The organism is Halanaerobium praevalens DSM 2228 (assembly GCF_000165465.1).
Taxonomy (GTDB): domain Bacteria; phylum Bacillota; class Halanaerobiia; order Halanaerobiales; family Halanaerobiaceae; genus Halanaerobium; species Halanaerobium praevalens.
In genome coordinates, this window is record NC_017455.1 from 23709 (window position 1) to 50325 (window position 26617).

Annotated in this window: 25 protein-coding genes and 1 other annotated feature; of the genes, 24 read left to right on the forward strand and 1 reads right to left on the reverse strand. The window is 29.9% G+C overall.

Going from position 1 to position 26617, the window contains the following annotated elements; genetic code table 11:
- Positions 1-36 precede the first annotated feature (36 nt).
- The 5 genes from dhaK (at position 37) to alr (ending at position 4710) form a co-directional block, all read left to right on the forward strand.
- Entirely contained in the window at positions 37-1029 is a 993-nt protein-coding gene (gene dhaK, locus HPRAE_RS00105) for a dihydroxyacetone kinase subunit DhaK (protein WP_014552211.1), read from the forward strand.
- 19 nt (positions 1030-1048) lie between these two features.
- The gene (dhaL, locus tag HPRAE_RS00110) at positions 1049-1666 is read left to right on the forward strand and encodes a dihydroxyacetone kinase subunit DhaL (protein WP_014552212.1); all 618 of its coding nucleotides are present in this window, start codon (positions 1049-1051) and stop codon (positions 1664-1666) included.
- Between the two features lie 18 nt (positions 1667-1684).
- A complete protein-coding gene (gene dhaM, locus HPRAE_RS00115) occupies positions 1685-2077 on the forward strand; it encodes a dihydroxyacetone kinase phosphoryl donor subunit DhaM (protein WP_014552213.1) in 393 nt (130 codons plus the stop codon).
- Between the two features lie 294 nt (positions 2078-2371).
- Entirely contained in the window at positions 2372-3403 is a 1032-nt protein-coding gene (locus tag HPRAE_RS00120) for a peptidyl-prolyl cis-trans isomerase (RefSeq protein WP_014552214.1), read from the forward strand.
- Between the two features lie 173 nt (positions 3404-3576).
- A complete protein-coding gene (gene alr, locus HPRAE_RS00125) occupies positions 3577-4710 on the forward strand; it encodes an alanine racemase (RefSeq protein WP_014552215.1) in 1134 nt (377 codons plus the stop codon).
- A 4-nt stretch (positions 4711-4714) separates the two neighbouring features.
- On the opposite strand, the gene HPRAE_RS00130 is transcribed toward alr, so the two are convergent.
- Positions 4715-5440 (reverse strand): SIMPL domain-containing protein, encoded by a 726-nt coding sequence (locus HPRAE_RS00130; RefSeq protein WP_014552216.1) that lies wholly within the window; start codon positions 5438-5440, stop codon positions 4715-4717.
- Between the two features lie 150 nt (positions 5441-5590).
- Positions 5591-5798: a binding site (T-box leader), on the forward strand.
- Between the two features lie 96 nt (positions 5799-5894).
- Here HPRAE_RS00130 and serS point away from each other — a divergent pair.
- The 19 genes from serS (at position 5895) to HPRAE_RS00225 (ending at position 26572) form a co-directional block, all read left to right on the forward strand.
- Entirely contained in the window at positions 5895-7163 is a 1269-nt protein-coding gene (serS, locus tag HPRAE_RS00135; RefSeq protein WP_014552217.1) for a serine--tRNA ligase, read from the forward strand.
- A gap of 192 nt (positions 7164-7355) precedes the next feature.
- Positions 7356-8063: an ATP cone domain-containing protein gene (locus tag HPRAE_RS00140; RefSeq protein WP_014552218.1), complete on the forward strand. Its 708-nt coding sequence runs from the start codon at positions 7356-7358 to the stop codon at positions 8061-8063.
- A 396-nt stretch (positions 8064-8459) separates the two neighbouring features.
- Positions 8460-10160, forward strand: a complete 1701-nt coding sequence (locus HPRAE_RS00145) for a glycyl radical enzyme family protein (RefSeq protein WP_245528269.1) — start codon at positions 8460-8462, stop codon at positions 10158-10160.
- 76 nt (positions 10161-10236) lie between these two features.
- A complete protein-coding gene (locus HPRAE_RS00150) occupies positions 10237-11088 on the forward strand; it encodes a phosphate/phosphite/phosphonate ABC transporter substrate-binding protein (protein ID WP_014552220.1) in 852 nt (283 codons plus the stop codon).
- A gap of 50 nt (positions 11089-11138) precedes the next feature.
- Positions 11139-12527: a sensor histidine kinase gene (locus tag HPRAE_RS00155; protein WP_014552221.1), complete on the forward strand. Its 1389-nt coding sequence runs from the start codon at positions 11139-11141 to the stop codon at positions 12525-12527.
- Complete coding sequence (locus HPRAE_RS00160) at positions 12505-13812, forward strand: sigma-54-dependent transcriptional regulator (protein ID WP_014552222.1); 1308 nt, start codon at positions 12505-12507, stop codon at positions 13810-13812. The genes HPRAE_RS00155 and HPRAE_RS00160 overlap by 23 nt, the downstream gene beginning before the upstream one ends.
- Positions 13813-14066: 254 nt before the next feature.
- Positions 14067-15017 (forward strand): tripartite tricarboxylate transporter substrate binding protein, encoded by a 951-nt coding sequence (locus HPRAE_RS00165; protein WP_014552223.1) that lies wholly within the window; start codon positions 14067-14069, stop codon positions 15015-15017.
- A 108-nt stretch (positions 15018-15125) separates the two neighbouring features.
- Positions 15126-15623 carry a tripartite tricarboxylate transporter TctB family protein gene (locus HPRAE_RS10825; protein ID WP_014552224.1) on the forward strand — a complete coding sequence of 166 codons (498 nt, stop codon included), beginning with the start codon at positions 15126-15128 and terminating at the stop codon, positions 15621-15623.
- A gap of 16 nt (positions 15624-15639) precedes the next feature.
- Positions 15640-17142, forward strand: a complete 1503-nt coding sequence (locus HPRAE_RS00175) for a tripartite tricarboxylate transporter permease (protein ID WP_014552225.1) — start codon at positions 15640-15642, stop codon at positions 17140-17142.
- 6 nt (positions 17143-17148) lie between these two features.
- Positions 17149-17829, forward strand: coding sequence for an MgtC/SapB family protein (locus HPRAE_RS00180; RefSeq protein WP_014552226.1), 681 nt, complete (start codon positions 17149-17151; stop codon positions 17827-17829).
- A 156-nt stretch (positions 17830-17985) separates the two neighbouring features.
- Positions 17986-18558, forward strand: a complete 573-nt coding sequence (locus HPRAE_RS00185) for a glycerol-3-phosphate responsive antiterminator (RefSeq protein ID WP_014552227.1) — start codon at positions 17986-17988, stop codon at positions 18556-18558.
- Positions 18559-18816: 258 nt separating this feature from the next.
- Complete coding sequence (locus HPRAE_RS00190) at positions 18817-19551, forward strand: glycerophosphodiester phosphodiesterase (RefSeq protein ID WP_014552228.1); 735 nt, start codon at positions 18817-18819, stop codon at positions 19549-19551.
- A gap of 42 nt (positions 19552-19593) precedes the next feature.
- Positions 19594-20613, forward strand: a complete 1020-nt coding sequence (locus HPRAE_RS00195) for a C4-dicarboxylate TRAP transporter substrate-binding protein (RefSeq protein WP_014552229.1) — start codon at positions 19594-19596, stop codon at positions 20611-20613.
- Between the two features lie 92 nt (positions 20614-20705).
- Positions 20706-21176, forward strand: a complete 471-nt coding sequence (locus tag HPRAE_RS00200) for a TRAP transporter small permease (protein ID WP_014552230.1) — start codon at positions 20706-20708, stop codon at positions 21174-21176.
- 15 nt (positions 21177-21191) lie between these two features.
- Positions 21192-22472 carry a TRAP transporter large permease gene (locus HPRAE_RS00205; RefSeq protein WP_014552231.1) on the forward strand — a complete coding sequence of 427 codons (1281 nt, stop codon included), beginning with the start codon at positions 21192-21194 and terminating at the stop codon, positions 22470-22472.
- Between the two features lie 102 nt (positions 22473-22574).
- The gene (locus tag HPRAE_RS00210; RefSeq protein WP_014552232.1) at positions 22575-23246 is read left to right on the forward strand and encodes an MgtC/SapB family protein; all 672 of its coding nucleotides are present in this window, start codon (positions 22575-22577) and stop codon (positions 23244-23246) included.
- Between the two features lie 247 nt (positions 23247-23493).
- Entirely contained in the window at positions 23494-24861 is a 1368-nt protein-coding gene (locus tag HPRAE_RS00215; protein ID WP_014552233.1) for an MATE family efflux transporter, read from the forward strand.
- A gap of 33 nt (positions 24862-24894) precedes the next feature.
- The gene (locus HPRAE_RS00220; protein WP_014552234.1) at positions 24895-25818 is read left to right on the forward strand and encodes an ABC transporter ATP-binding protein; all 924 of its coding nucleotides are present in this window, start codon (positions 24895-24897) and stop codon (positions 25816-25818) included.
- Positions 25811-26572: an ABC transporter permease gene (locus HPRAE_RS00225; protein WP_014552235.1), complete on the forward strand. Its 762-nt coding sequence runs from the start codon at positions 25811-25813 to the stop codon at positions 26570-26572. Before HPRAE_RS00220 ends, HPRAE_RS00225 begins: the two co-directional genes overlap by 8 nt.
- Positions 26573-26617 lie beyond the last annotated feature (45 nt).

Here is a 26617-nt window from a genome sequence, read left to right on the forward strand (position 1 = left end):
TAGTAAGTTTATATCTAATCTAAGGAGGGTTTATTTATGAAGAAAAAATTAATTAATAATCCAGAACAGGTAGTAGAAGAGATGATTGAAGGAATAGTAATGGCCACTCCAGATAAACTGAAAAAATTAGATGATTATAATATTGTAGTTCGCAAAGATAAAAAAGAAGGAAAAGTTGCTTTAGTAAGTGGTGGAGGTAGTGGACATGAACCAGCTCATGCTGGTTATGTTGGTGCAGGTATGCTTGATGCTGCTGTTGCAGGTGATGTTTTTACATCTCCAACTCCAGATGCTGTTTTTGAAGCTATTAAAGCTGTTGATACAGGTAATGGTGTTTTATTAGTTGTTAAAAATTATACTGGTGATATTATGAATTTTGAAATGGCTGCAGAAATGGCAGAAGCTGAAGGTATAGAAGTTGACCATGTTGTTGTTAATGATGATGTAGCAGTAGAAGATAGTTTGTATACTACTGGTCGCCGTGGAGTAGCAGGTACTATATTTGTGCATAAAATTGCTGGAGCCAAAGCTGCAGCAGGGGCGGATTTAGCTGAAGTCAAGGCAACTGCCGAAAAAGTGATAGATAATGTTAGAACTAAGGGAATGGCTCTTTATCCTTGCCGAGTTCCAGCTGCAGATGAGTCCACTTTTAGTTTAGCTGAAGATGAAATAGAATTAGGAATTGGAATTCACGGAGAGCCAGGAACAGAAAGAACGGAATTAATGGAAGCAGATCAAATTGTAGAAGAATTATTAAATAGTGTTTTAGAGGATTTACCTTATGCTGAGGGAGATAATGTGGCCCTAATGATTAATGGTATGGGAGGAACTCCTTTAATGGAACTATTTCTTGCTAATAGAAAAGCTAATCAAATGCTGCAGGATAAAGGAATTAAGATTGAAAAAACTTTTGTGGGAGAATATATGACTTCTTTAGAAATGGCAGGAGTTTCAATTACTTTATTGAAACTAGATGCTGAATTAAAAGAATTACTTGCAGCAGCAACTGAAATCCAAATTATGAAATAATTATTGAGGAGGACTTTTTGTGGTAGAAAAAACTAAAGAGATTATAAATAAAATGGCAGATCTAATTATTGAAAATAAAAAATATTTAACTGAGTTAGATTCTGCTATTGGTGATGGAGATCACGGAATTAATATGACTAAAGGTTTTAAAAAAGTTAAGGAAAAGTTAGCTGCTAAAGATTATGAAAATAATAAAGAATTGATAAAAACTGTGGCTATGACCTTGATTTCAACTGTTGGTGGAGCTTCTGGCCCACTTTATGGAACAGCCTTTTTAAATATAAGTAAAATTATACCAGATGCTGATTTTGATTTAGATTCTTTAATCGAGATTGGAGAAGAAGCAGTAGCAGGTGTCCAAAAAAGAGGTAAAGCAGAACAGGGAGAAAAAACAATGTTAGATACTATGATCCCAGCTGTTAATTCACTTAAGGAAAGTAAAGAACAGGATCATGATTTAGAAACTGCTTTAAAAAAGGCTAAAGCAAGTGCAGAAGAGGGAATGAAAGCCACCATTGAGATGCAGGCAACTAAAGGAAGAGCAAGCTATTTAGGTGAAAGAAGTATTGGACATCAGGATCCAGGTGCTACTTCTACTTATTTAATAATTAAAACTGTTGTAGATGAATTGTATTAAAAAAATTGGAGGCTATTAATGGTAAATATAATTTTAGTTTCACATGTTAAAGAAATTGCTGAAGGTACTAAAAGACTAGCAGAACAAATGAATCAAAATCAAGTTAAAATAACTGCTATTGGTGGAACTACAGATGGAGAAATAGGTACAAGTCCAGATTTGATTGAAGAAGCTGTAGCAGAAGCTAATAAAGAGGATGGAACTATAATTTTAGCTGATTTAGGTAGTGCAGTAATGAGTGTGAATATGGTTTTAGACTGGTTAGATGAAGCAGAAAGAGAAAAAATTGTTTTAGCAGATGCACCATTTGTAGAAGGTGCTGTAGTTGCTGCTGTTGAAGCTGGAATGGGTAATAAAATGGAAGAGATCTTAGAATCAATCCAGGCTGTAGAAATGATAAAAAAGAAATAAAAAGATAATTTAATTGTGTTTTAGTATAAAAACTATGCACTTCTTGATTTTTAATTGATTATTTGATAATTAGTTAAATTAAGAAGTGCTTTTTTATTGCAATAATAATATTTAAATTTAAAAAAAGTAGATGTTTCACGTGCAACAATAATTGGGCTTATAAAATTTAAGTATTTTGAAAATAATTAAATTTTGATTAGAAATAAGTTGTCTGTCTTTGCTAAACCTTTATTTTATGGTATAATTTAAAGTGGAAATAAATTTAAATTATAATTAATTTGGGAGTGTTTATTAATGAATTTTAAAAGAAATATTCTAGTTATTACAGGTATTATAATGTTAATTTTAGCAGTGCCAGCAGCTGCCCAAGATATTCAAGAAGTAAATGAAACAGTAACTGAAGCAGATCAGGAAATAGCTGCTTATGTTAACAGTGAAGAAATTTCTATGCAAGAATTAGAGCAATTTGCAGGAGTAAGAAATATTTTGATGCAAATTTTACAAACAAACCAAGAATTTGGTTCTGTTATGCTGCAGACTGAAGCAGGTCAACAAGTTGTAGATGAATTTCAGAAATTAAAGCTTGAACAGTTGATAACTAATAAATTAATGGTTCAAGAAGCTAAAAGTAGAAAGCTTAAAGTAAGTGATGAAGAAATGAATAAGATTTTTGACCAACAAATTCAGGCTTTAAAACAGCAAAATCAATTAAGTGAAGAGCAGTTAGAAGCAGCGATTCAGAAGCAAGGTTTTGAATCTATGAAAGAATATAAAGAGCTGTTTTTTGAAAATAATATGAATGGTTTTTTAATTAATAAATTAAGAGAAGAAGTAGTTAATAAAGTTAAAGTAAGTGAAGAAGAGGTAAAAGATTATTATCAAAATAATAAAAAGCAATTTGAAAGTGAAGCTGAGAAAAAAGTAAGTCATATTTTATTTGATGATCAAGCAAAAGCAGAAAAAGTATTAGCAGAAATTAAAGCAGGTGCTGACTTTGCTGAAATGGCTAAAAAACATTCTACAGGACCAACTGCTGATAAAGGTGGAAATTTAGGTTATGTTTCAGCAAATGAGAGAGGTTTAGATCAGACCTTTAGAGATGCGGCTATGAAACTTGAGGTTGGAGAAATAACTAATGAGCCAGTTAAAACTCAATTTGGTTTTCATTTAATTAAGGTTACTGATTATCGAGAAGCAGGAGTAAGAGATTTTGAAGAAGTTAAAGCACAGATTGAAAGCAATTTAAAAAATAAGAAAAAGAGTCAGGCTTTTCAAGATTTTGTTGAAAACTTGCGAGAAAAAGCTGAAATAGATATTAAACTTTAAACTTAATTTATTTAGCTGAGAGTATCTAATCTAGCTTAGATTAGATACTCTCTTTTTGAGTTTTAGGAGAAAATTTTCAATTAATAAAAAACTTTTTTTAAAGTAAAATTTTTGATACTATAATTATAAATAATAATCTATTTTAGTTAATTATTTGTTTAAGGGAGGTAAAAATGGAGCAAGAATTAGAAAGACCAGCTTGGCTTGAAATTAAAATGAAGGCTCTAGCAAAAAATTATAAATTTATTCGGAGTAAATTAAATAAAAAAACTAAAATTGCAGCTGTTGTAAAAGCAGATGCTTATGGACATGGCGCTGTTAAAATAGCTAAAAAGTTAGTTTGTTTAGGCACAGAATATTTATGTGTTGGTAGTCCAGAAGAAGGGATTGAGCTTAGAAATGCAGGCCTAGAAGTGCCAATTTTAGTTTTGGCTGAAGTTTTGCCTGCTCAATATCAGTCAATTTTGGCAGGAGATTTAATTCAAACTGCTGCTAGTCGAGAAACTTTATTTGCTTTAAATAAATTTGCTGCTAAAAATAATAAAAAAATAAAAATCCATTTAAAATGTGATACGGGAATGGGAAGGATTGGTTTTCTACCAGAGGAATTATTTGAAGTTTATAAGTTAGCTCTGAGTTTAGATAATCTTAAACTAGAAGGTATTTTTAGCCATTTAGCTCGAGCAGATGAAACTGAGAAAGAGTTTTCCAATAAGCAGTTAGCTAGATTTGATTGTGCTTTAAATAAAATTAAGAAATCAAATTTCAAACTGCCTTTAATTCATATTGCTAATAGTGCTGCTGTAATAGATTTAAAAGCAACTTATTTAGATTTAGTTAGACCAGGTATTATTTTATATGGTCTTTTACCTTCAGCAGAGCTAAAAGAAGAATCTTTTTTAGAGCCGATTTTGGAGTTTAAGACAAAAATTGTTCAGCTGAGAGAATTACCGCCAGCTTCTACAATTAGTTATGGCTCTACTTACAAAACTGAAGCTTCAGAAAAATTAGCAGTGCTTCCAATTGGTTATAAAGATGGTTATCCTAGATTATTATCTAATCAGGGTGAAGTCTTAATTAGAGGCCAGAGAGCTCCAATTAGAGGTAAAGTTTGTATGGGTCAAACTATTGTTAGCGTAGAAGAGATAGAAAATGCAGCAATTGGAGATGAAGTTGTACTAATTGGGAAGCAAGGTACAGCAGAAATAACTGCTGCTGAAATTGCAAAGCTTGCTTCCACTATTAGTTATGAAATAGTTTGTAATCTTGACCGGAATTTAAAGAAAATTTATTTAGAAGATCAGTAAATTTTTATTTTATTGAGAAAGTTGTATGAGCAGTAACACTGATTTCTTTATTTTTACTGCTAGTATTATAGACACCTAAACTGGAAGTATTAGTAGAATAAGGTTCAGTTATTTGAAAAACGCCTGAGTTCATTGAAATTACTTTATCTATTTTTAGATTAGTATTAGCTAGCATTTTTTCTGCTCTAGTTTGGGCATTTACAGTTGCTTCAGCTAAGATTTCTTTTTTCAGTTCATCAATTTCAGAATAAAAATATTCTAAATTAGAAGCAGCTATTATAATATCTTTGTTATATAGTTTTAAAGGATCAAGAACTAAATCTTCTACAGCCTCAATATCTTCTGTAATTAAAAAGAGATATTGTTTTAGTTTATAGCCTGTAAAAACCCTTTGGCTATTTCCATTTTTAGTTATATAATTAAATTCTTTATTAACTGTAATTGGCTGAACATTAAACTGTTCAGTTTCAATACCCACATTTTTAATTTCTTTTTTAAAGTCGCTTAATTTTTTTTGCATTTCTAAATAACCTTGTTCAAGTTGATCTTGATCAGCTTTTGTTTCAAAAGTTAAAGCCCATTTTAGTTTATCAGCGGTAAAAGCTTTTTTAGAAATACCAACAACTTTGATTGTATTTTGATTTTTGACTGCTTGATAGAAAAAGCCACCTAAAATAAGAGCAGCGATTATTAGGCCAACTGTTAGAATATAATAATTTTTATTTTGCATAAAATCAGACTCCTTTTTTATTTTATTTAATCTAATAAAACTATTATATCACAGCTAATAATTATTTTGGGAATTAATTTCAGCTTGATTTAACTTGATTTTGCTTGCTGCTTATAATATAATAAAGCCAATAATTAAATAGCCATTTATTAAAAAGCTTTGAAGGACATTAGTAAATTTATTAACTGAAATAAGAGAACTGGTGGCTGCTGCAAATCAGTCAGTTAATTATTGAATCCAGTCTGGAGCTGTGAAGCCGAAAATTTGACTAAGCTGAGCCGGTTGAGTCCGTTAAAACTATTAAGCGGCAGCAATTTGCTGTCATTAGGGTGGCACCACGAGTACGCTCGTCCCTTTTTGAGGGAGGGGTTTTTTTATTTTTAAATAATTTTATTCAATAAATTCAAATTTACTTAAAATGTTAGAGTAAAATAAATTATTAGGGGGAATAAAAATGTTAGATATGAGATTTATTCGAGAAAATCCTGAAGTAGTAGCAAAGGCAATGGAAAAAAGAAATATGGAATCACCAATTTCAGAGTTTCAAGAGCTTGATGATAAGCGGCGTGACTTATTATATGAAGCTGAAAATTTAAAAAACAAGCGGAATATTAATTCTGATAAAATTGGTGAACTCAAAAGAAATGGAGAAGATGCTTCTGATTTAATTTCAGAAATGCAGACTGTTTCTGCTAGAATTAAAGAATTAGATCAAAAAGTAGATGAAGTTGAAACAAAATTAAATAAGCTTCTATTATCTATTCCTAATATTCCTAATCAGTCTGTACCGGTAGGCAGTGATGAAGCTGACAATAAAGAAATTAAAAAATGGGGTGAGCCTCGAAAATTTGATTTTGACTATAAAGCTCACTGGGATTTAGGAGAAGATTTAGATATTTTAGATTTTGAAAGAGGAGGTAAAGTAACAGGTACTCGTTTTACATTTTTAAAAGGTGCTGGTGCTAGATTAGAAAGAGCTCTAATTAATTTTATGCTTAATTTGCATACAGATGAACATGGTTATAAAGAAGTTTTCCCACCTTTTATTGCTAATGCAGATAGTATGACAGGAACTGGTCAGCTGCCTAAATTTGAAAAAGATATGTTCAAATTAGAAGGTTTAGACTATTATTTAATTCCAACAGCAGAAGTTCCAGTAACTAATATGTATCGGGATGAGATTTTAGATGTAGAACAGCTGCCTGAATATTTAACAGCTTATAGTGCATGTTTTAGAGCCGAGGCTGGTGCTCATGGTCGTGATACCAGAGGAATTATTCGTCAACATCAATTTAACAAGGTAGAAATGGTTAAGTTTGTAAAACCAGAAGATTCCTATGCTGAATTAGAAAAAATAACTGCTGATGCAGAAGATGTTTTACAGCGTTTAGAATTACCATATCGGGTAGTGAGCCTTTGTACAGGAGATTTAACTTTTTCTTCTGCTAAAACTTATGATTTAGAAGTTTGGATGCCCGCTTATGACAGTTATCGGGAGATTTCTTCTTGTTCTAATTTTGAAGATTTCCAGGCCAGACGGGCAGGGATTCGTTATCGACCTGAACCAAATGCTAGTACTAAATTTGTCCATACTTTAAATGGATCAGGCTTAGCAATTGGAAGAACAGTTGCTGCTATTCTGGAAAATTATCAAAATGAAGACGGAACAATAACAGTTCCTAAAGTTCTGAGAGACTTTATGGGGACAGATATAATTAAGTAAATAAATATATATATATAGTGTTTTTTTTCACTTGTACCCGGTACCAAAAATATCTTTGTGCCGGGTTTAAATCTTTCTGGTAGATTTGTTAATTTATACTTAAAGAAATCTGCTTTTTATGCTATAATAATTATTCAAGTAAAAAAATATATATAAATAATATAAATAGAAAACTTTAAGGAGGTTTTTATTTTGAGCAAATCCGACATGACGGTTATTAAGCGAGATGAAAGAGAAGTAGCTTATAGTCGGGATAAAATTACTAAAGCTATTTATCGAGCTATGATAGAATCAGGTGAAGATGCAACTGAAGATGATGCTGAACAAGTAGCTTTGGATGTAGAATCAGATTTAATACTTGAATTTTATAATGAAGATCAAATACCTAAGGTGGAAGAAATTCAGGATTTAGTCGAAGAAAAATTAATGAAAGCAGCTTATGTTACAACTGCTAAGGCCTATATTTTATACAGAAATAAAAGACAAAAAACTAGGTTAAAGCGTAAAAAAGATCGCCAAGAAAATCCATTATTATCAAATGATTTTTTGAGTAAATATAAGCACCAGCCTAATCCTTTTCCAACTGAGTTAGGAGAATTTATTTATTATCGAACTTATTCTAGGTGGTTAGAAGAAGAACAAAGGCGCGAATATTGGTGGGAAACTGTAAAAAGAGCTGTCGAATATAATTGTTCGCTGGCCCCAACAACAAAAAAAGAAGCAGAAAAATTATATGATAATGTCTATAATTTAAATAACTTTTTAGCTGGTAGAACACTTTGGACTGCTAGTACAGAATCATCTAAGAAATATGGAATGAGTAATTATAATTGTTCTTTTACAGTAATTGATAGTTTTAAAGCTTATCAGGACTTATTTTACTTACTCATGATCGGTTAATTAGTAGCCGCTTATTACAGTAATGTGATAATGAAAAATCTTGTGAACCTTATACTCAAGGGTGTGCTATTTTAATAGTGCTAACGGTATCAGTGAATAAATAATAAACTGACTAAGAAAACCTGTTGTCCCATCGGGATAGATGGTAATACCGTGCCAAGTTATTCTACTCTTTCTTTTTAATAAAGGAAGTGAATTTAAATATATGTATAATGGAGTTATTTATAAAATTAGCAATTTTATTAAAGAAAAAATAGCTTATGGTTTTAAATGGAAAATTGTAGAATAAAAGGTTTAACGACTATCCTTAAATGGAGTAGAATAAGAGTTGAGTACTTATTCAAAGCGCAAGATCCCCAATTGGGGAAAGATATAGTCTGCACTGCAGTGAAAGCTGTGGATAATGTGTCAGGAGTAGGATTTCGTGTATTACCACGTGATGTAGATAAACTACCTAAAATTAGAACTGATATTGAAGTTATTCATAAATATTATGAACCAGTAGCTAAAGATCAAAGAAGAGAATATACAGATTTTGATTTTGATGAAGATGATGTAGTAACAATTAATGTGGGTGATTCTAAAGAAGGTTGGATCCAGTCTTTGGAATATTACTTTAAATTTTTAGTTAACCATGCTTATCGACCTTTAAAAAGAATTATATTTAATTATGATTCTGTGCGACCTAAAGGTGAAAAGCTTAAAACTTTTGGTGGTACAGCTTCTGGTCATCAGAGTTTAAAAAGAATGTTTACTAAAATTGATAAATTATTAAAAGAAAAGCCTGCTCGTGCTTTAGATCAGATAAAAAGAGTGAAATTAAAGCCAATAGATGCTATGGATGTTGCAAATATTATAGCAGAAAATGTTGTTTCTGGTGGAGTTAGACGTTCTTCTCAAATTTGTCTCTTTAGTCAAGAAGATAAAGAAATTGCTCAGGCTAAAAATAATTTATATGTTAAAGAAAATAATGAGTGGATCATTAATAAAGAGATATCTCACCGCCAGATGAGCAATAATAGTATTTTTTATGAAGCCAAGCCTTCTAAAAAGCAGCTGCAGTGGCATGTAAAGCAGATGCGTTTTAGTGGTGAACCTGGTTTTATTAATGCTGTAGAAGGAAGTAGAAGAAGAGAAAACTTTAAAGGTGTTAATCCCTGTGCTGAGATTCTTTTAGATTCTCGGGGAGTTTGTAATTTAACTTCTTTAAATGTAATGGCTTTTGTTGATGATGAAGGTCAACTTGATAAAAAAGCTATGTTTGAAGCGCAAAAGCTTTCTGCTAGGGCTGGTTATCGGATGGCTTTAATAGAATTTGAATTACCTGAGTGGGATCAAATTAATAAAAGAGATCGTTTAATAGGTACTTCCTTAACTGGCTGGCAGGATATGAAAAATGCAGCAGATTTAAATGAAGCTGCAGAAGCTAAATTATTAGAAGAATTGCGTCAAGTTGCTAAAAAAGCAGCTATAGAGATTGCTAAAGAAGCAGGAGATAATGAGCCTAAATTAATAACAACAGTTAAACCTGAGGGAACTCAAACTCAAATGCCTACAGTTTCTAGTGGACTCCATTATTCACATAGTGCTTATTATATTCGTCGAGTTAGAATTTCTGCTTCTGATCCTTTAGCAAGAGTTTGCGAAGAGTTAGAATATCCAATTCATCCTGAAGTTGGTCAAGATCCAGATGATCCAGAAACATTAGTAGTAGAATTCCCAGTTAAAGCACCTGAAGGTCAAGTTAAAGGTGATGTGGATGCTATAGATCAGTTAGAAACATATAAAATGTTTATGGAAAATTATGTGGATCATAATGCTTCAATAACTGTTCATGTTCGTGATGATGAGTGGGAAGCGGTAGAAGAATGGTTATGGGAAAATTGGAATAGTGTAGTTGGTATTTCCTTTATTTCCTATAGTGATAACTTTTATGATTTAATGCCTTATGAGGAAATAACTGAAGAAGAATATCAAGCAAGAAGAAAAGCAATGGAAAAGTTTAATCCTTCTTTAGTTTCTAAATATGAGACTGAATATCTAGAAAGAGAATTAGATAGTTCTTCTTGTGAAGGTGGAGCTTGCCCAGTTAGATAAATAAAAAATAGATAATTATAAAATATTTAGGTCCTGCTTTTAAAAGCAGGACCTAGGTATATAAAAGGAGTTTCAAATGAAAAAAAAGCTAAGATTTATTCTATTATTATTATTTTTTATGCTACTAAACAATTTTCTTTATGGAGTAATAGCTGCTGCTGAAACTGTTAGTTTAGGTATCCCTTCTAAAAATTCAGCTTTAACATTATTTAGTAATTGGAAGCAAATAACAGCAGAAGTTTCTAAAAGAAGTGGTTATCCTCTAGAAATTGTAATGGTCAAAAATCATCAGCAGTTAACAGAAAAAATGAAAGCAGGTGAAATTGATTTAGGTTATTATTCTCCTTTTTTTTATGTTGAAGCTGCTAAAAAAATTGATTTAACTCCTTTAGTGATGCGGGTTAAATTTGGCAGTCCTTATTATCGCGCTGGTTTTATAGTTAGTAAAGAATCTGAAATTAATTCAATAAATGATTTAAAAGATAAAAAAATAGCTTTAACAGCAGAAGCAGATTCTACTTCTGGCTATTATATTCCACTATCTATGTTAAAAAATAATAACTTGGATTTAAAAAAAGATCTCAAGCTTGTTTTTACAGGTAAACATATTAATGTTTTAAAAAGTGTAGTTTATCAGTCAGTTGCTGCTGGTGCCATAAAATTGTATATTCTAGATGAAGCTGCTAATCAAAAATTTAGGTCTCAGATTAAAATTATAGAGCGTTCTTTTTATTTGCCTGGTTCTTCAATTGCTGTGCTTAGTAATTTTGATCCAGAAAAACTAACTAAAATCAAAGCTGCTTTTTTAAGTTTAGCTACAGATAGTAAAGGTTTAGAAGCTCTTAAAGCAATGCAATTTGATGGTTTTGTAATTAGTAATGATCAATTATATAATCCAGTGAGGGATTATTTGAAAAATTTAGATTAATTTAAGTATCTATTTTAATAAATAGAAATAAAAATTAAGAGGTTTTTATCTTGTCCTTAAAAAAACGTTTAATTATATATATAATGCTTATTTTCTTATTTGTCATGGTTTTTGTTGGCTATATTTTAATTTCTCAACAAAAAGATATATTTCAAGAAGAAATAGAAAGAAGAGGTCGACTTTTAGCAAGTACTTTAGCTAAAATAAGTAGAGAGCCAATCCTTGTTTATGAATTTAGTGCTCTTAATCAAAATGTACTTTCCTTTAAAGGTGAAAAAGGAGTAATTGAAGCTAAAATTTTAAATAATAAAGGTCGCATTGTAGCTTCAATTGATAAAACAGAAGAAGGAGAATTTGCAGCTGCTAAATACTTTTCGGATTCCAAACAAAGTTATTTTGCAGATAAACTTTTGAGTATAGAAAAAATTAAGCATAACGAACTTGAAATGGGAAGAGCAGTTATAGTTTTATCTTTAGATTCAATGAATAAAAAAATAAATTATTCTGTTAAAATGATAGTTTTTATTTTAGGAATATCCTTTGTATTTTTATTTATATTTATTAATTTTGCTTCTAGTTATTTACTTAAACCAGTAATTTTACTAACTAATTTAGTTAGAAAAATTCCAGACAGTAAATTTGAAATTGAAGCATTAAAAAAGCAAAATCCACCAGCAGAATTAGAAGAACTTTATAATTCAATTATCTGGATGTACGAAGAAATGCTCCTTATTCGTAAAAGATTAATTGAAAAAACACAAATGGCAACTATCGGTAAAATGTCTGCCTATTTTGCTCACGAAATAAGGAACCCCTTAGAAGCAATGTCGGGAGCAGTAGAGGTTTTGAAAATTAAAGGTGATTTTTCTAATTCTAATAAAATGTTTTTTGATATTATAAAAGAAGAAATAGCTACTCTGAATAGTTTTTTAGATGAATTTTTAAATTTTACTAGAATTAAATCATATTCTTTTGAAAAATTTAATTTACCTAAACTAATTAAAGATATTATAATTTTATTGAAACCAATGTTTAAAGCTAAAAATATTGAATTAGTTTTTGATTTTGCAGAAAATGAAATTTTAATCGAAGCTGATCTTAATAAAATAAAAAGTGTAATTACAAATATTTTATTAAACGCCAAAGATGCGATTAAAGAAAAGGGACTTGTTAAAATAGAGCTGACTAAAAAGCAAGATTTAATCGAAATTAGAATTACAGATGATGGTCAGGGAATAAATAAAGCTGATTTAGATAAAATATTTAATCCCTTTTTTAGTACCAAAAAGGCAGGAAACGGAATTGGTTTAAGTATTGCTAAAGAAATAATTGAAGCTCATAAAGGCAAGATTTTAGTTAACTCTACTGCAAATACTATTTTTAGGATCCAATTACCTTTATCTGAGGATGATATAAATGAAAAAAATTCTAATAGTTGATGACAAAAAGAATATCTGTCGAGTTTTGACTGCAATTTTGGCAGCTGAAAATTATCTTGTTGACTCTGCTAATGATCCTTTAAAAGCTGTTGAGAAAGCTAAGAAATTTAAGCCAGATTTAATTATTTCAGATATTAAAATGCCTGGTTTAAATGGTTTAGAATTTTACCAACTTCTATTGCAAAATAATTTGGATTTAAAATTAATATTTATGACTGCTTTTGGTAGTATTCCAATGGCTGTTGAGGCAATTAAAATGGGGGCTTCGGAATTTTTAACTAAACCAATTGATTATGAAGAGTTAAAATTAAAAATTCGTAATTTATTATTTGATAATCAAAGTAATATTGCTTCTCATTATACTGAAAAATATCCTAAAATTATTGGTCAGAGTCAGGCAATTATAGATTTAATTGAAAAAATAGATTTAGCAGCAGATTATAGTTCAACAGTTTTAATTCAAGGAGAGAGTGGAACTGGCAAAGAGCTTGTAGCTCAAGCTTTACATTATCACAGTCAGAGAGCTACCGAAAAGTTTGTTGCTGTTAATTGTGCTGCTTTAGGTAGGAATTTAATTGAATCAGAGTTATTTGGCCACCGTAAAGGAGCTTTTACAGGTGCTATAAGTGATAAGAAAGGAAAATTTGAAATAGCAGATGGTGGTAGTATACTTTTAGATGAAATCAGTGAAATTGATTTAGATATTCAGGCAAAACTTTTACGTGTTTTACAAGAAAAAGAATTTGAAAAAGTTGGTGAAAATAGGACAATTAAAAGTGATGTGAGAGTAATTGCAACTACTAATCAAAATTTAGCTGAAATGGTAAAAAATAATAAATTTAGAGAAGACCTTTATTATCGTTTAAATGTGATTCCGATTTTTATGCCTCCTTTAAGAGCCAGAAAAGAAGATATTAAATTATTAGTTGATTTTTTTATAGATAAAATTTGTGAGAAAGAAAAAATTGTAAAGAAAACAATTAGCCAAGAAGCTATTGATGTCTTAAAACAGCATAATTGGCCAGGGAATGTAAGAGAATTAGAACATGTAATAGAGCGTTTAATAATTACAAACAGAAGTGAGAAAATATCTGCTTTAGCTGTTTATAATGAGCTGCCAAAGAGTAAATTAGAGGCTGCTAAATCTGGTTTAACAGAAAAAGAGAAATTAATTGAGGCTTTAAAAATAGCAAAAGGGAATAAAACAGAAGCAGCTAAAATTTTGGCAATCTCGAGAAGGACTCTTTATAACTGGCTGCAAAAATATGGTTTAGAAGAAGCCTAATTTCAGCTGAGAAAGCTTTACATTTTGGTGTGCAAAATAAAAAAAATTATACATTTTAAGAAAATAATTTATTTCAATTAAGGAAACCAGTTTTGAGTGGTTTCCTTTTTTTTATTAATTAAATGAGATTAAGGGCTGTTAAAATAGGCTTCAAGCTTAAATAAATAATTTGTTATCTTTTAATTATACTTTAGTTAAGTTAGGAATAAAAATTGCATTAGTTATAGTTGAATAAAAAAAGGGAGGAATTTAAAATGAAAAAAGTTCTATTAATTTTATTAATCTTAGCAATGTTTTTTAGTTTAACTATTAGTAATGCAGCTGCAGCTTATCCAGAAAAACCAGTGCAGATGATTGTTGCTTTTAGTGCTGGTGGAGGAACAGATACAGCTGCTAGAACAATAGCAAAATATTTTAAAAGATATACCGATCAGTCTTTAGTAGTTGTTAATAAACCAGGTGGAAGTGGGGAAGTTGGATTTACTCAATTAGCTATGGCCAAAACAGATGGTTATACAATTGGTTTTCTAAACACACCTCATGTTGTTACACCACCAATTATGAGAAAGACTAATTTTAGTTTAGATAGTTTTGTTCCCATTGCAAATATTGTTACAGATCCTGGTGTTTTAGTTGTTAGAAATGATGATCAGTTTGCAAATTTAGCTGAATTTATTCAGTATGCTCAAGCAAATAAGATTAGTACTGCAAGTGGAGCTCCTGGTGGAGATGACCATTTAGCCGGTTTAAATATTATGGATGAGACAAATGTTAAATTGACTATGATTCCATTTAATGGTTCTTCAGAACAAAAAAGTCAATTATTAGGTAAACATGTAGATGCTGCCTTAATGAATGCAAGTCAGGTTAAATCATTAGTTGATGCTGGTGATTTAAAAGTATTAGCAGTAATGGCTAAGAAAAGAAGCAGTTATTATCCAGAGGCACCAACCTTTATTGAAGCAGGTTATGAAGTTGTTTCTGGTTCTTCAAGAGGAATAGCAGCTCCTAAAGGAATGGACCAAGCTCAGATTGAAAAATTAGCTGCAGTTTGTGCAAAAATTGTAAAAGATGAAGATTTTTTAAGAGAAGCTGAAAATCTTAATTTAATTATGGATTATATGCCTCAAGCTGAATATCAAGCTTATTTAGCAGAAATGAATGCTAAATACAGCAAAATGTGGGAAGCTAATCCTTGGAATTAAATTTTAAATTTAAAGTCGGGAATTAGTCCCGGCTTTTTCTTTGCTTAAAAAATATAATTATTTTAATTAGTAATTATTATAAAATTAGAAACTAAGAGGTGAATTTAAATGGAAATGTGGAAAAGAGATAGAATAGTTGCTATCTTTATGCTTGTTTTATCAGGCTTAGCTTATTATGGGAGTAGATCCTTTTCAGAAATGGCACAAATTTTTCCTACTTACATCATTTATGTTTTAGCAATTCTTTCTTTGCTGCTTTTGCTAAAAACTTTTAATAAGGATAATTATAAGCATATAGAACAAGAAGTAGATCAAAAAACAGGTGAAGTTAAAGAGGTTATTGAAAAAGCTGAGGTAGTTACAATTGATCAAGAAGGTAAAAAAAGAGTGTTAATTACTGTACTTGCAACTATTGCTTATATATATTTAATGAATTATTTAGGCTTTTTTGTGACAACTTATTGTTTTATGTTTGTTTTATTTACCCTGCTAAAAGTAAATAATTTAATGGTGAAAATATTTGTACCATTATTTACTTCTGCTTTTGTTTTTTTGATTTTTAGAGTCTTTTTAACAGTTCCCACCCCAAAGGGGATATTTTTCTAAAAAGGAGTTGAGATAAATGTTTGGAATGGTATTTAATGCTTTTTCGGTTTTATTAATGCCTATCAATTTATTAGCTGTTGCGGCAGGGATGGTTTCGGGAATTATAGTTGGAGCTCTGCCTGGATTAACAGCAACAATGGCTGTGGCTTTATTAGTGCCAGTAACTTTTAGTATAAATCCAATTACAAGTTTAGCTATGTTAGGTGGAGTTTATTGTGGTGGTATTTATGGAGGTTCTATTTCTTCAATACTTTTAGCTACTCCAGGAACACCAGCTGCAGCAGCTACTGCTATTGATGGTCATCCAATGGCCCAAAAAGGAGAAGCTGGTCAAGCTTTAGGAATAGCAACTATTAGTTCTTTTTTCGGAGGAATTACTAGTGCAGTTGCTTTATTATTTATTTCTACCTGGTTAGTTCAATTTGCCTTAAAATTTGGCCCTTCAGAGTATTTCTTTTTAGCTGTTTTAGGTTTAACTACAATAGTAACTTTATCAACTGATTCATTACTAAAGGGACTTTTAAGTGGAGTTTTTGGACTTTTAATTGCAACAGTGGGGATGGATCCAATTAGTGCTTTTCCTCGCTTTACTTTTGGCAATGTTAATCTTTTAAGTGGGATTCCTTTTATGCCAGCTATGATAGGGTTATTTTCTGTTAGTCAGGTTTTGAAATTAATTCGTAAAGGTGGTACAATTTCTAATTCTACTGATAAAGTTAAAATAGGTAGAGTAATGCCTAATTTTAAAGAGTTTAAGAGATTATTACCAACTATTTTAAAAGGCTCAGGGATGGGAACAGTAATTGGTATCTTACCTGGAGCTGGTTCAACAATTGCTTCTTTTATTAGTTATAATGAGGCTAAACGCTCAGGCAAAAAAACAGATATATTTGGAGAAGGAGAACCTAAAGGGGTAGCTGCTACAGAGTCCGCTAACAATGGTGTAACAGGTGGTTCTTTGATTCCTTTACTTACTTTAGGAATTCCTGGTAATTCAGTTGCAGCTGTTTTATTAGGTGGATTAATGATTCAAGGTTTAATTCCTGGTCCAGATCTTTTTACTCTATATGGTGATATAACTTATGCTTTTATTGTTTCCTTATTTATAAGTAATATTTTTATGTTAGTTATTGGTTTAGCAGGTGCTAAATATTTTGCGAGGGTAACAAATGTTTCAAATAAAATATTAGTACCTATTATTTTAGTCTTAAGTGTTATTGGTTCTTTTTCAATTCAAAATAGTATTTTTGATGTTTGGTTGATGTTTGGTTTTGGTCTTTTAGGATTTTTATTTAATTTCCTTGGTTTTTCTTCAAGTCCAATTGTTTTAGCTTTAATTTTAGGACCAATAGCAGAAGAAGGATTTACTAGATCAATGCTTTTATCTGGAGGAGAATGGGGAATCTTTTTTAGTAACCCAATTTCTATAATTTTAATTAGTCTTTCAGTTATAGCTTTAATACCACCAATTATCCGTTATCTTAAAGATAGAAAGAAAATTTCGGAAAAAAATAATTAAAAAGGGGTGATTGCAGTAGTTTCAGAAAAGAATATAATAATCAACTTAATTTTGGCTTTGTTTTTAAGTGGTTTAATTGGCTTTGAAAGAGAACAGCATGAGAGACCTGCAGGTTTAAGAACTCATGTTTTAGTTGGGACTGGAGCAACAATAATTATGATGATTTCGCTGGCAATGCATGAGATTAATGTCGAAAATGATGCAGGTCGAATAGCAGCTCAGGTAGTTAGTGGAGTTGGTTTTTTAGGAGCAGGGACAATAATTAAAGAAGGATTTTCAGTTAAAGGTTTAACTACTGCAGCCAGCCTCTGGGCAACAGCAGCAATTGGTTTAGCAATTGGAGCTAATTATTATTTTTTAGCTGTTTTAACTACTTTGTTTGTCATAGTCAGCTTGTATTTGCTAAATAGTATAGAGTTTAATAAAAACTCAAAAAAATATAGACGTTTAAAATTTAGACTAAAAAATGAAAATGAAATTTTAAGTAAAATCAGTAATATTTTAAACACAGATCAGCTTCGGATTAGAGGTATGCAGATTAAAAGAGATTTTCGGAAGCTAAGTGAAAGTGAAAATGAAATAATAGTTAAATATAAACTAGAAAGTAGAGATAAAGAGAAATTATTACAAGCAGCAAACAAACTATTAGAAAATGAAGAAATAATAGAATTAGATATTAGTGATTAAAAAATTAATATTAAAATAAGATGTTAACAAAGTCTACCTTAATTGGTAGGCTTTTTTTGAGCAAATTATTAGAAAAATAAAGGAAAATGCGAATAATTGTAGAAAATAATAATTAGCCAAATAAATTTAAGTTACTTAATTAGATGAGGTGTTAAAGTGTCATATTTAGCAAAAATTTTAAATCAGAGTCCTGTAATTGCTGCAGTTAAAAGTATTAGTGATATTCAAAAGGTACCTGAAAAAATAAATGTTATTTTAATTTTATATACTGATATTTTTTATTTGGAAAAAATGATCGACTTAGCAGTTGCCAAAGATCTCCTTGTTTTATTACATGTAGATTTATTTAAGGGGCTAAGTCGAGATGAATATGGAATTAAATATTTAGCTCAAAAAACAGGAATTGATGGTATTGTTTCAACTAAAGGCTATTTGATTAAAGCTGCTAAAAAACATAATTTAATTGCTGTCCAAAGATTGTTTATTTTAGATTCATCCGCTTTTGAAAAAGCTTTGAGAATTGTAAATGATGCTCAACCAGACTTTATAGAGGTTTTACCTGGACTTGTTTATCCCCGGATTGCGAAAAAGCTGAGAAGAAGGATTAATCAACCTTTAATTGCAGGTGGAATGATCGAAAAAACTAAAGATATTGATGATATTTTAGCTGCAAAGGCAATTGCTATTTCTACTAGTAATAAAAAATTATGGACTTATAGAAATTATTAAATTAAAATATTTTGTTAATAAATATATTGTAATATTTTTAAAATTTAAAAAATTATTTGACTTTTATCCCAAAAAAGATTATAATAATAATTGTTAAATTACTTTGAATTATTAAATTAAATAGTTAAATAGGTGAATTTAGAGAAATCCTATTTGTATAATTAAAGGCTGTTTAGAAACTTTAAATAGTCTCTGGGATATTTATGCCCAAATTATACAGATAGGATTTTTTATTTTAAAAAGATGGGAGGTGAAAAATTGAAAAAAATATTAAATATTGCTCATAAAGGGGCTAGTGGTAACTATCCAGAAAATTCTATGCTTGCCTTTACTAAAGCAATAGAAATGGGGTGTGATGGTTTTGAAGCTGATGTTCAGTTAACTAAGGATCAAGTACCAGTTATTTTCCATGACGAAAAATTAGATAATTTAACAGATGCTAAAGGCTTATTAGCTGATTATAGTTACCAAGAATTAAGTAAGTTTGAGTTATTAAAAAATAAAAACGATAACTATGAAGTTCAAAAAATACCTAAATTGGACCAATTATTAGCTTTAGTTAAAAAGCATAACTTATTTCTTAATTTAGAATTAAAAAATAATATAATTTTTTATAAAAATTTAGAAAAAATAGTTTTGGCTAAACTAAAAGAATTTAACTTAGAAAACAAAGTTCTGATTTCTTCTTTTAATCACTATTCTTTAAAGAATTTTGCAGAATTAGCTCCCACAGTTGATTTAGGCTTATTATATGAGTCAAATCTATATCAACCAGAAAAATATGCTAATTCTTTAGATTTTTCAGTGAAATCTTTAAACCCAGCTTTTACAACTTTAAACTCTGAAAATGTAAAAGAAATTCAGGTAAATGGTTATCAAGTTTTTCCTTATACTTTAAACAAAAAAGAAGATTTTATCAAAATGAAAGAATATGGAGTTGATGGGATTATTACAGATTATCCAGATCAGTTAAAAAATATTCTTAATAATTAATTTTTATTTAAGTTTTTTTAAAAAAATAAGGGGGATAAAAAAATGAAAAAAATTACTTTAACTTTAGCTGTGCTTTTAATTCTAGGAACTGTGATTTTTGGTGGAACTGCTTTAGCTGCTGATGATTATGATATTACTATTCGCTTAAGCCATGTTTTTCATCCAGATGAAGATTTATCAATAGTTATTGAAAATGTAACTGAGAGAATTAAAGAAAAAACTGATGGTGATGTAAATATTATTGTTTTTCCAAATAACCAGATAGCTTCTTATAAAGATGGTGTTGAACAGGTAATAAGAGGAGCCAATTTTATTTCAGCAGAAGATCCTACTTATATTGGAGATTATGTACCTGATTTTACTGCTTTAGTGGGACCAATGCTTTATGACAGTTATGATGAATATTTAGCAATGACTAAAACTGAATTAGTTCAGGATCTTAAAAAAGAAGCTGAAGAAGAGCATAATATTAAAATCTTATCTTTAGATTATATCTTTGGTTTTAGAAATTTAATTACTGATCAGGTAATTAGAACTCCTGAAGATTTAGAAGGAATAAAGCTTAGAGTTCCAGGAAGTCAGTTATTTATTGATACTTTAAATGCAATGGGAGCTAATTCCACTCCTTTACCATGGGGAGAAACTATTTCTGCTTTACAACAGGGAGTAGTAGATGGAATAGAGGGTACAGAATTTACAAATTTAGCAGATGGAATTTATGAAATTAAGAAAAATGTAGCTACAACTCGTCATTTCTTGGGAACTTTAGGTATTTATATTTCAGCTGATGTATGGGATGAAATGCCTGCAGAGTACAGAACAATTGTCCAAGAAGAATTTGATAAAGGTTCTTTAGAGTTAGTAAATAGACTAAAAAATAGTCATGCAGAAGTTGTATCTGAATTAGAAGCTAATGGAGTTAAGTTCAATAGTGTTGATCGAGAAGCTTTTGTTGAAGCAACTGAGCATATCTATGATGAATTCCCTGGTTTCAGTCCTGATATTTATCAGAGACTCCAAAGTGAATTAGAAATAATTAGAGAAGATTTAGAAAATAAATAAAGCTTAAGTAAATAGCTTAAACTTAAATTGTCCTAACAATAAATCATGTTAGGGCAATTTAATTCTATTAGAAGGCAAAGGAGGAAAGTAGAATGAAGATTTTAGGGAAATTAGAAGAAATTTTGAGCGCTTCTTTTATTTTGATTACAGTAATTTTAGTAATTATGAATGTTATTATGAGATATTTATTAAATATGGGCATTTTTTGGACAGAAGAAGTAGCTACTTATTGTTTTGTTTGGAGTGTTTTTTTAGGTGCTAGTGCTGCTTATAAACAGAGGATACATATTGGTATAGATCTTTTAACTAGAATAGTTCCTGAAAATTTAAAACCTTTAAGTAAAATGATTATTAATTTCTTTATGATTTTAATTAATGGTTATATTACTTATTTAGCTGTTATTTTTGTCAGTTTTTCAATTGGAAAGCCAACTCCAGTTTTGGGTGTTTCTTCTGCTTATGTAAATTCGGCAGTATTAGTTGCTTTTGCTTTAATGACTTTTCATGCTCTAAGGTATTTTATTAAGAATTTAAAATTAATGGTCAAGGAAAACAATAACTAAAAAAGGAGTGATTTTATGGCTTTTGTTCCCGTTATTATAGCCTTTATTTTATATTTTACTGGTATACCGATTGCTTTTGCTTTAATAGCTGCGGCTTTATCTTATTTTTCCTTTATTAATGTTGGCATGCCACCAGATTTGATTTTGCAGAGATTTGTTTCTAGCTCAGCTTCTTTTCCGATGTTAGCAATTCCATTTTTTATTATGGCTGGTTCGATTATGAATTACTCTGGAATTAGTGCTAGTTTAATGAAAATGGCTGATGTGTTAACAGGACACTTGACTGGGGGACTAGCTCAAGTTAATATAGTTTTGAGTTTATTAATGGGTGGAATTTCTGGTTCTGCTAATGCTGATGCTGCTATGCAGTGTAAAATTTTAGTGCCAGAAATGGAAAAAAGAGGCTATAGTCGAGCTTTTTCAACAGCAGTTACAGCTGCTTCATCTTCTGTGGCACCTGTAATTCCACCAGGAATTGATTTAATAATTTATGCTTTAATTGCTCAAGTTTCTGTTGGAAAAATGTTTTTGGCTGGCTATGCTCCAGCTATTATTATGGGTTTAACTTTAATGGTTACAGTTTCAATTATTGCTAAAAAAAGAAATTATGCTCCTTCGCGAGCAAAGAGAGCAAGTTTAAAAGAAATATTTACCCAAGCTAGAAAATCAATTTGGGCACTTTTTTTACCTTTTGGAATAATTTTAGGTTTAAGAGCAGGGATGTTTACCCCAACTGAAGGTGGAGCTATAGCTGTTTTATTTTGTACTTTAGTTGGAATTTTCGTTTATAAAGAATTAGAATTAAAGCATTTACCTTTAATTTTAAAAGATACAATTTATAGTACAAGTACAGTCATGTTTATTATTATTGCAGCTTCTATTTTTGGTTATTATATGACTTGGGAAATGATTCCTCAAGCTTTATCTGCAGCTTTACTTAGTGCTACAAATAGCAAAATTTTAATGCTTTTAATGGTTAATTTATTATTACTTATTTTAGGTATGTTTTTAGAAGGTGGAGCAGCTTTAATAATTTTAGCACCTTTATTAGTACCAGTAGTAACTGGTTTAGGTGTTGATCCAGTTCATTTTGGAGCAATTGCTATTGTTAATATTATGATTGGAGGGATTACTCCACCTTTTGGCTCAATGATGTTTACTTCTTGTAGTATAACTGGAGTAGAAATTAGTGATTTTGTCAAAGAGGTCTATCCTTTTATTTTAGCCTTAATCGTAGCTTTACTTGTAGTAACTTATGTTCCAGGAATTGTAATGTTTTTACCTAATTTATTTTAATTAGAAAATCAAGCTAAAATAATTTTAGTTTAGCTGTTCTTAAGTTTAGATAGAAACTAAGGCTAATTAATCTTAGAATTTGATTAACTAAAGGGTGATAGAATGGTTTCAGAAAAGAATATAATAATCAACTTAATTTTGGCTTTGTTTTTAAGCGGCTTAATTGGCTTTGAAAGAGAACAGCATGATCGACCTGCAGGTTTAAGAACTCATGTTTTAGTTGGGACTGGAGCAACAATAATTATGATGATTTCGCTGGCAATGCATAATATTCATGTCGAAAATGATGCAGGTCGAATAGCAGCTCAAGTAGTTAGTGGAGTTGGTTTTTTAGGAGCAGGGACAATAATTAAAGAAGGATTTTCAGTTAAAGGTTTAACTACTGCAGCCAGCCTCTGGGCAACAGCAGCAATTGGTTTAGCAATTGGTGGTAATTTTTATTTTTTAGCTGTTTTAACTACTTTATTTGTCATAGTCAGTTTGTATTTGCTAAATAGTATAGAGTTTAATAAAAACTCAAATAAATATAGGCGTTTAAAATTTAGACTAAAAAATGAAAATGAAATTTTAAGTAAAATCAGTAATATTTTAAATACAGATCAGCTTCGAATTAGAGGTATGCAGATTAAAAGAGATTTTCGGAAGCTAAGTGAAAGTGAAAATGAAATAATAGTTAAATATAAGCTAGAAAGTGGAGATAAAGAGAAATTATTACAAGCAGCAAACAAACTATTAGAAAATGAAGAAATAATAGAATTAGATATTAGTGATTAAAAAATTAATATCAAAATAAGATGTTAACAAAGTCTACCTTAATTGGTAGGCTTTTAAATTTATTATTAACTATATTATTTATTATAAAAACGAAAACAAATTTATTTTTAATTAAAAAATTTTCGTTTTAGTTAATTATTTAAGCTTAAATCTTTAAGACTGTAATCTTTTTGGTTGACTTCTGGCTCTAATTTGACTATCCTATTAGTTAGGATAATAAATATTTAATGATTATTGGAGGGTTAAAATGGAAGTTAAGTCAAAATCAAGTAGAATGGGTGAAGAACCTATTTTAAAGTTACTTTTTAAATTATCTGCACCTGCTATTGCAGGAATGCTTATCCAAGCACTTTATAATATTGTAGATAGTATTTATGTAGGTCGTTTAAGTACAGATGCTTTATCAGCTTTATCAATTTCATTTCCAGTGCAGATGTTTTTAATTGCAATTGGAGTTGGAACTGGAGTTGGAACTAGTTCTTTAATTTCTAGATTATTAGGAGAGGGAAATAAATGTCGAGCTAATAATGTGGCAGAACACGTCTTTTTTATTGCCATTATTTATGGAATTTTAGGTGGATTAGTCGGAATCTTTTTTTCAGAGGATATTGTGCGCCTATTTACTGATGATCCTGTTTTGATAGATTTAGGTTATCAGTATATAAATATAATTTTAACAGGCTCAATTGCAATCTTTTTACCAGCAATTTTTAATTATACATTAAGAGGTGAAGGTAATACTTTTTTGCCAATGTTAACAATGGTTATTGGTGGAGTCTTAAATATGATTCTGGATCCATTTTTAATTTTTGGTTTAGGTCCTTTTCCTCAACTTGGAGTAGCTGGTGCTGCTTATGCAACTGTTTTTTCGCGGATTATTGGTGGTATTTTTATTAGTTTTATTTTATTTAGTGATAAAAATGAGTTAACCTTAAAATTAAAAGATTTTAAATTTGATTTTCAAATTATAAAAGAAATATATAATGTTGGAATTCCAGCAATGGCAAATAGATTATTATTTAGTATGGCAATTGTTTTTATTAATTTAATTTTAGGTGCTTTTAATTCAACTGCTATAGCTGTAATGGGTTTAATTTTTAGAATGCAGTCTTTCTTTTTAATGATGGTTTTTGGTTTAACTCAAGGTTATTTGCCAATAGTTGGTTATAATTATGGTCATAATAATCCTGAACGAATGAAAAAAACTATTTTAGTAGGAAATGCAGTTGCTTTAAGTTTTGGGGTTTTTGGCTTTGTTATTTTCCAATTATTTCCGGAAGCAATTATTAGCTTATTTAATAGTGATCCTAAGTTATTAAGAATTGGAATTGATGCTTTTAGAAAAGTTAGTTTGTCATATTTCTTTTTAGTTTTAAATATAGTTGGAGTGGCTACTTTCCAGGCAATTGGTCGGGGAATGCCTAGTTTTATTTTGACTTTTTTAAGGCAGGCTGTGTTTTTAGTTCCAGGAATGTATCTTTTAGGAGAATTTTTTGGTTTAGATGCAGTGTGGTTTGGTTTTCCAATCGCAGAATTGACTTCTTTTTTGATTATGCTTTTTTGGTTAACTATTGCTATTAAAGATGCAATGGCTAATATGAGAAAAGCAGCTTAGTTTTAGTTTAGTCGAGTTTTGAAGGAGGAAAAAATGAGTAGAGCAATCAAAATTGAAAATGTAAATAAGAGTTATGGTGATTTGCAGGCTTTAGCAGATATAGATTTGGAGATCAAACAAGGTGAATTTTTTGGCTTATTAGGTCCTAATGGAGCTGGTAAGAGTACTTTAATTGGAATTTTAGGTGGTTTAGTTAAAAAAGATTCAGGACAGGTCACTGTTTTGGGAAAAGATATTATTAGTGATTACAGAAAAACTAAAAAATCTTTGGGAATTGTTCCCCAAGAAATAACCTTTGATCCTTATTTTACAGTTAGAGAAACATTAGAAATGCATTCTGGCTATTTTGGGATTAAGGATAATTCGGCTAAAATAGATGAGTTATTAAGAGCTTTGAGTTTAAAAGATAAGGCAGAAATTGGCCCCCGTGAACTATCAGGTGGGATGAAAAGAAGATTGCTGATTGCTAAAGCTTTGGTCCATGATCCTGAAATAATTGTTTTAGATGAGCCAACTGCTGGAGTGGATGTTGAGTTAAGAAATAGTTTGTGGGACTATGTCATTGATCTTAATCAAAAAGGAAAAACAATTATTTTGACAACTCATTATTTAGAAGAAGCAGAAGCACTTTGTGATCGAATTGCAATTATGGATCAGGGGAAAATTATTAAGATAGATAGTAAAGAAAATCTAATTAATTCAATAGATAAAAAATTAATTAAGATTCAATTTAAAAATTTGGCTTCGAATATAGAAAATGAGTTAGCAGAATTTCAATTTGAGTTAAACAAAACAGAAAAAGAGCTTATAATTGAGGCTGCTAAAAAAGATCTAGATCAAATAATGACTAAAATTAATAATTTGAAGCTAGAAATTGTAGATTTAAATATTGAAAGTGCAAAATTAGAAGATGTCTTTATTAAGCTGACTAATTTGGGTGGTGAGACTGATGAATAATATTACTTTTTTAAGTTTAGTTAAGAGAGAAATTTCTCGTTTTTCTAAAGTTGCTATTCAGACTATTTTTGCACCTTTGATTTCTACTGGTTTGTATTTAATTATATTTTCTTATTCTTTTCAAAATAGAGAGGTAGCAAGATATGCCATTCCTTATATTGATTTTATAGTGCCTGGTTTAATTATGATGAGTTTAATTCAAAATTCATTTGCTAACACTTCTTCTTCTTTGATTGGAGCTAAATATAATGGGATTATTATTGACTTTTTGCTGGCCCCTTTTTCTCATATTGAACTAACTTTAGGTTTTATGATTGGAGGAATGGTTAGAGGAATTTTGGTAGGAAGTGTAACTTATTTAGTGGCTACTTTCTTTTATGGAGGAGCAGTTGCTCATCCTTTTTTGGCTCTCTTTTTTGCTATTTTAGTTTCTGCAATTTTTTCTCTTTTTGGAATAATTGCTGGCTTATGGGCTGAAAAATTTGACCATGTTTCTATTTTTTCTAACTTTTTTATTACTCCTTTAACCTTTTTAAGTGGTGTTTTTTATTCTGTTAAAGGTTTACCAGGAATTTGGAGCACAGTATCTTTATTTAATCCGGTTTTTTATATGGTAGATGCAGTTCGCTATTCTTTTATTGGTCAATCCGATATAGCACCTGCTTTTTCCGCTTTGATTATGGCTAGTTTGGCTGCTCTTTTATTAGTAGTAGTTACTTATTTATTTAAAATTGGTTATAAAGTGAAAAGCTAGTTTTTAATTATTTTTTGTTTTTTAAAATATTTAAAGTTTAATCTT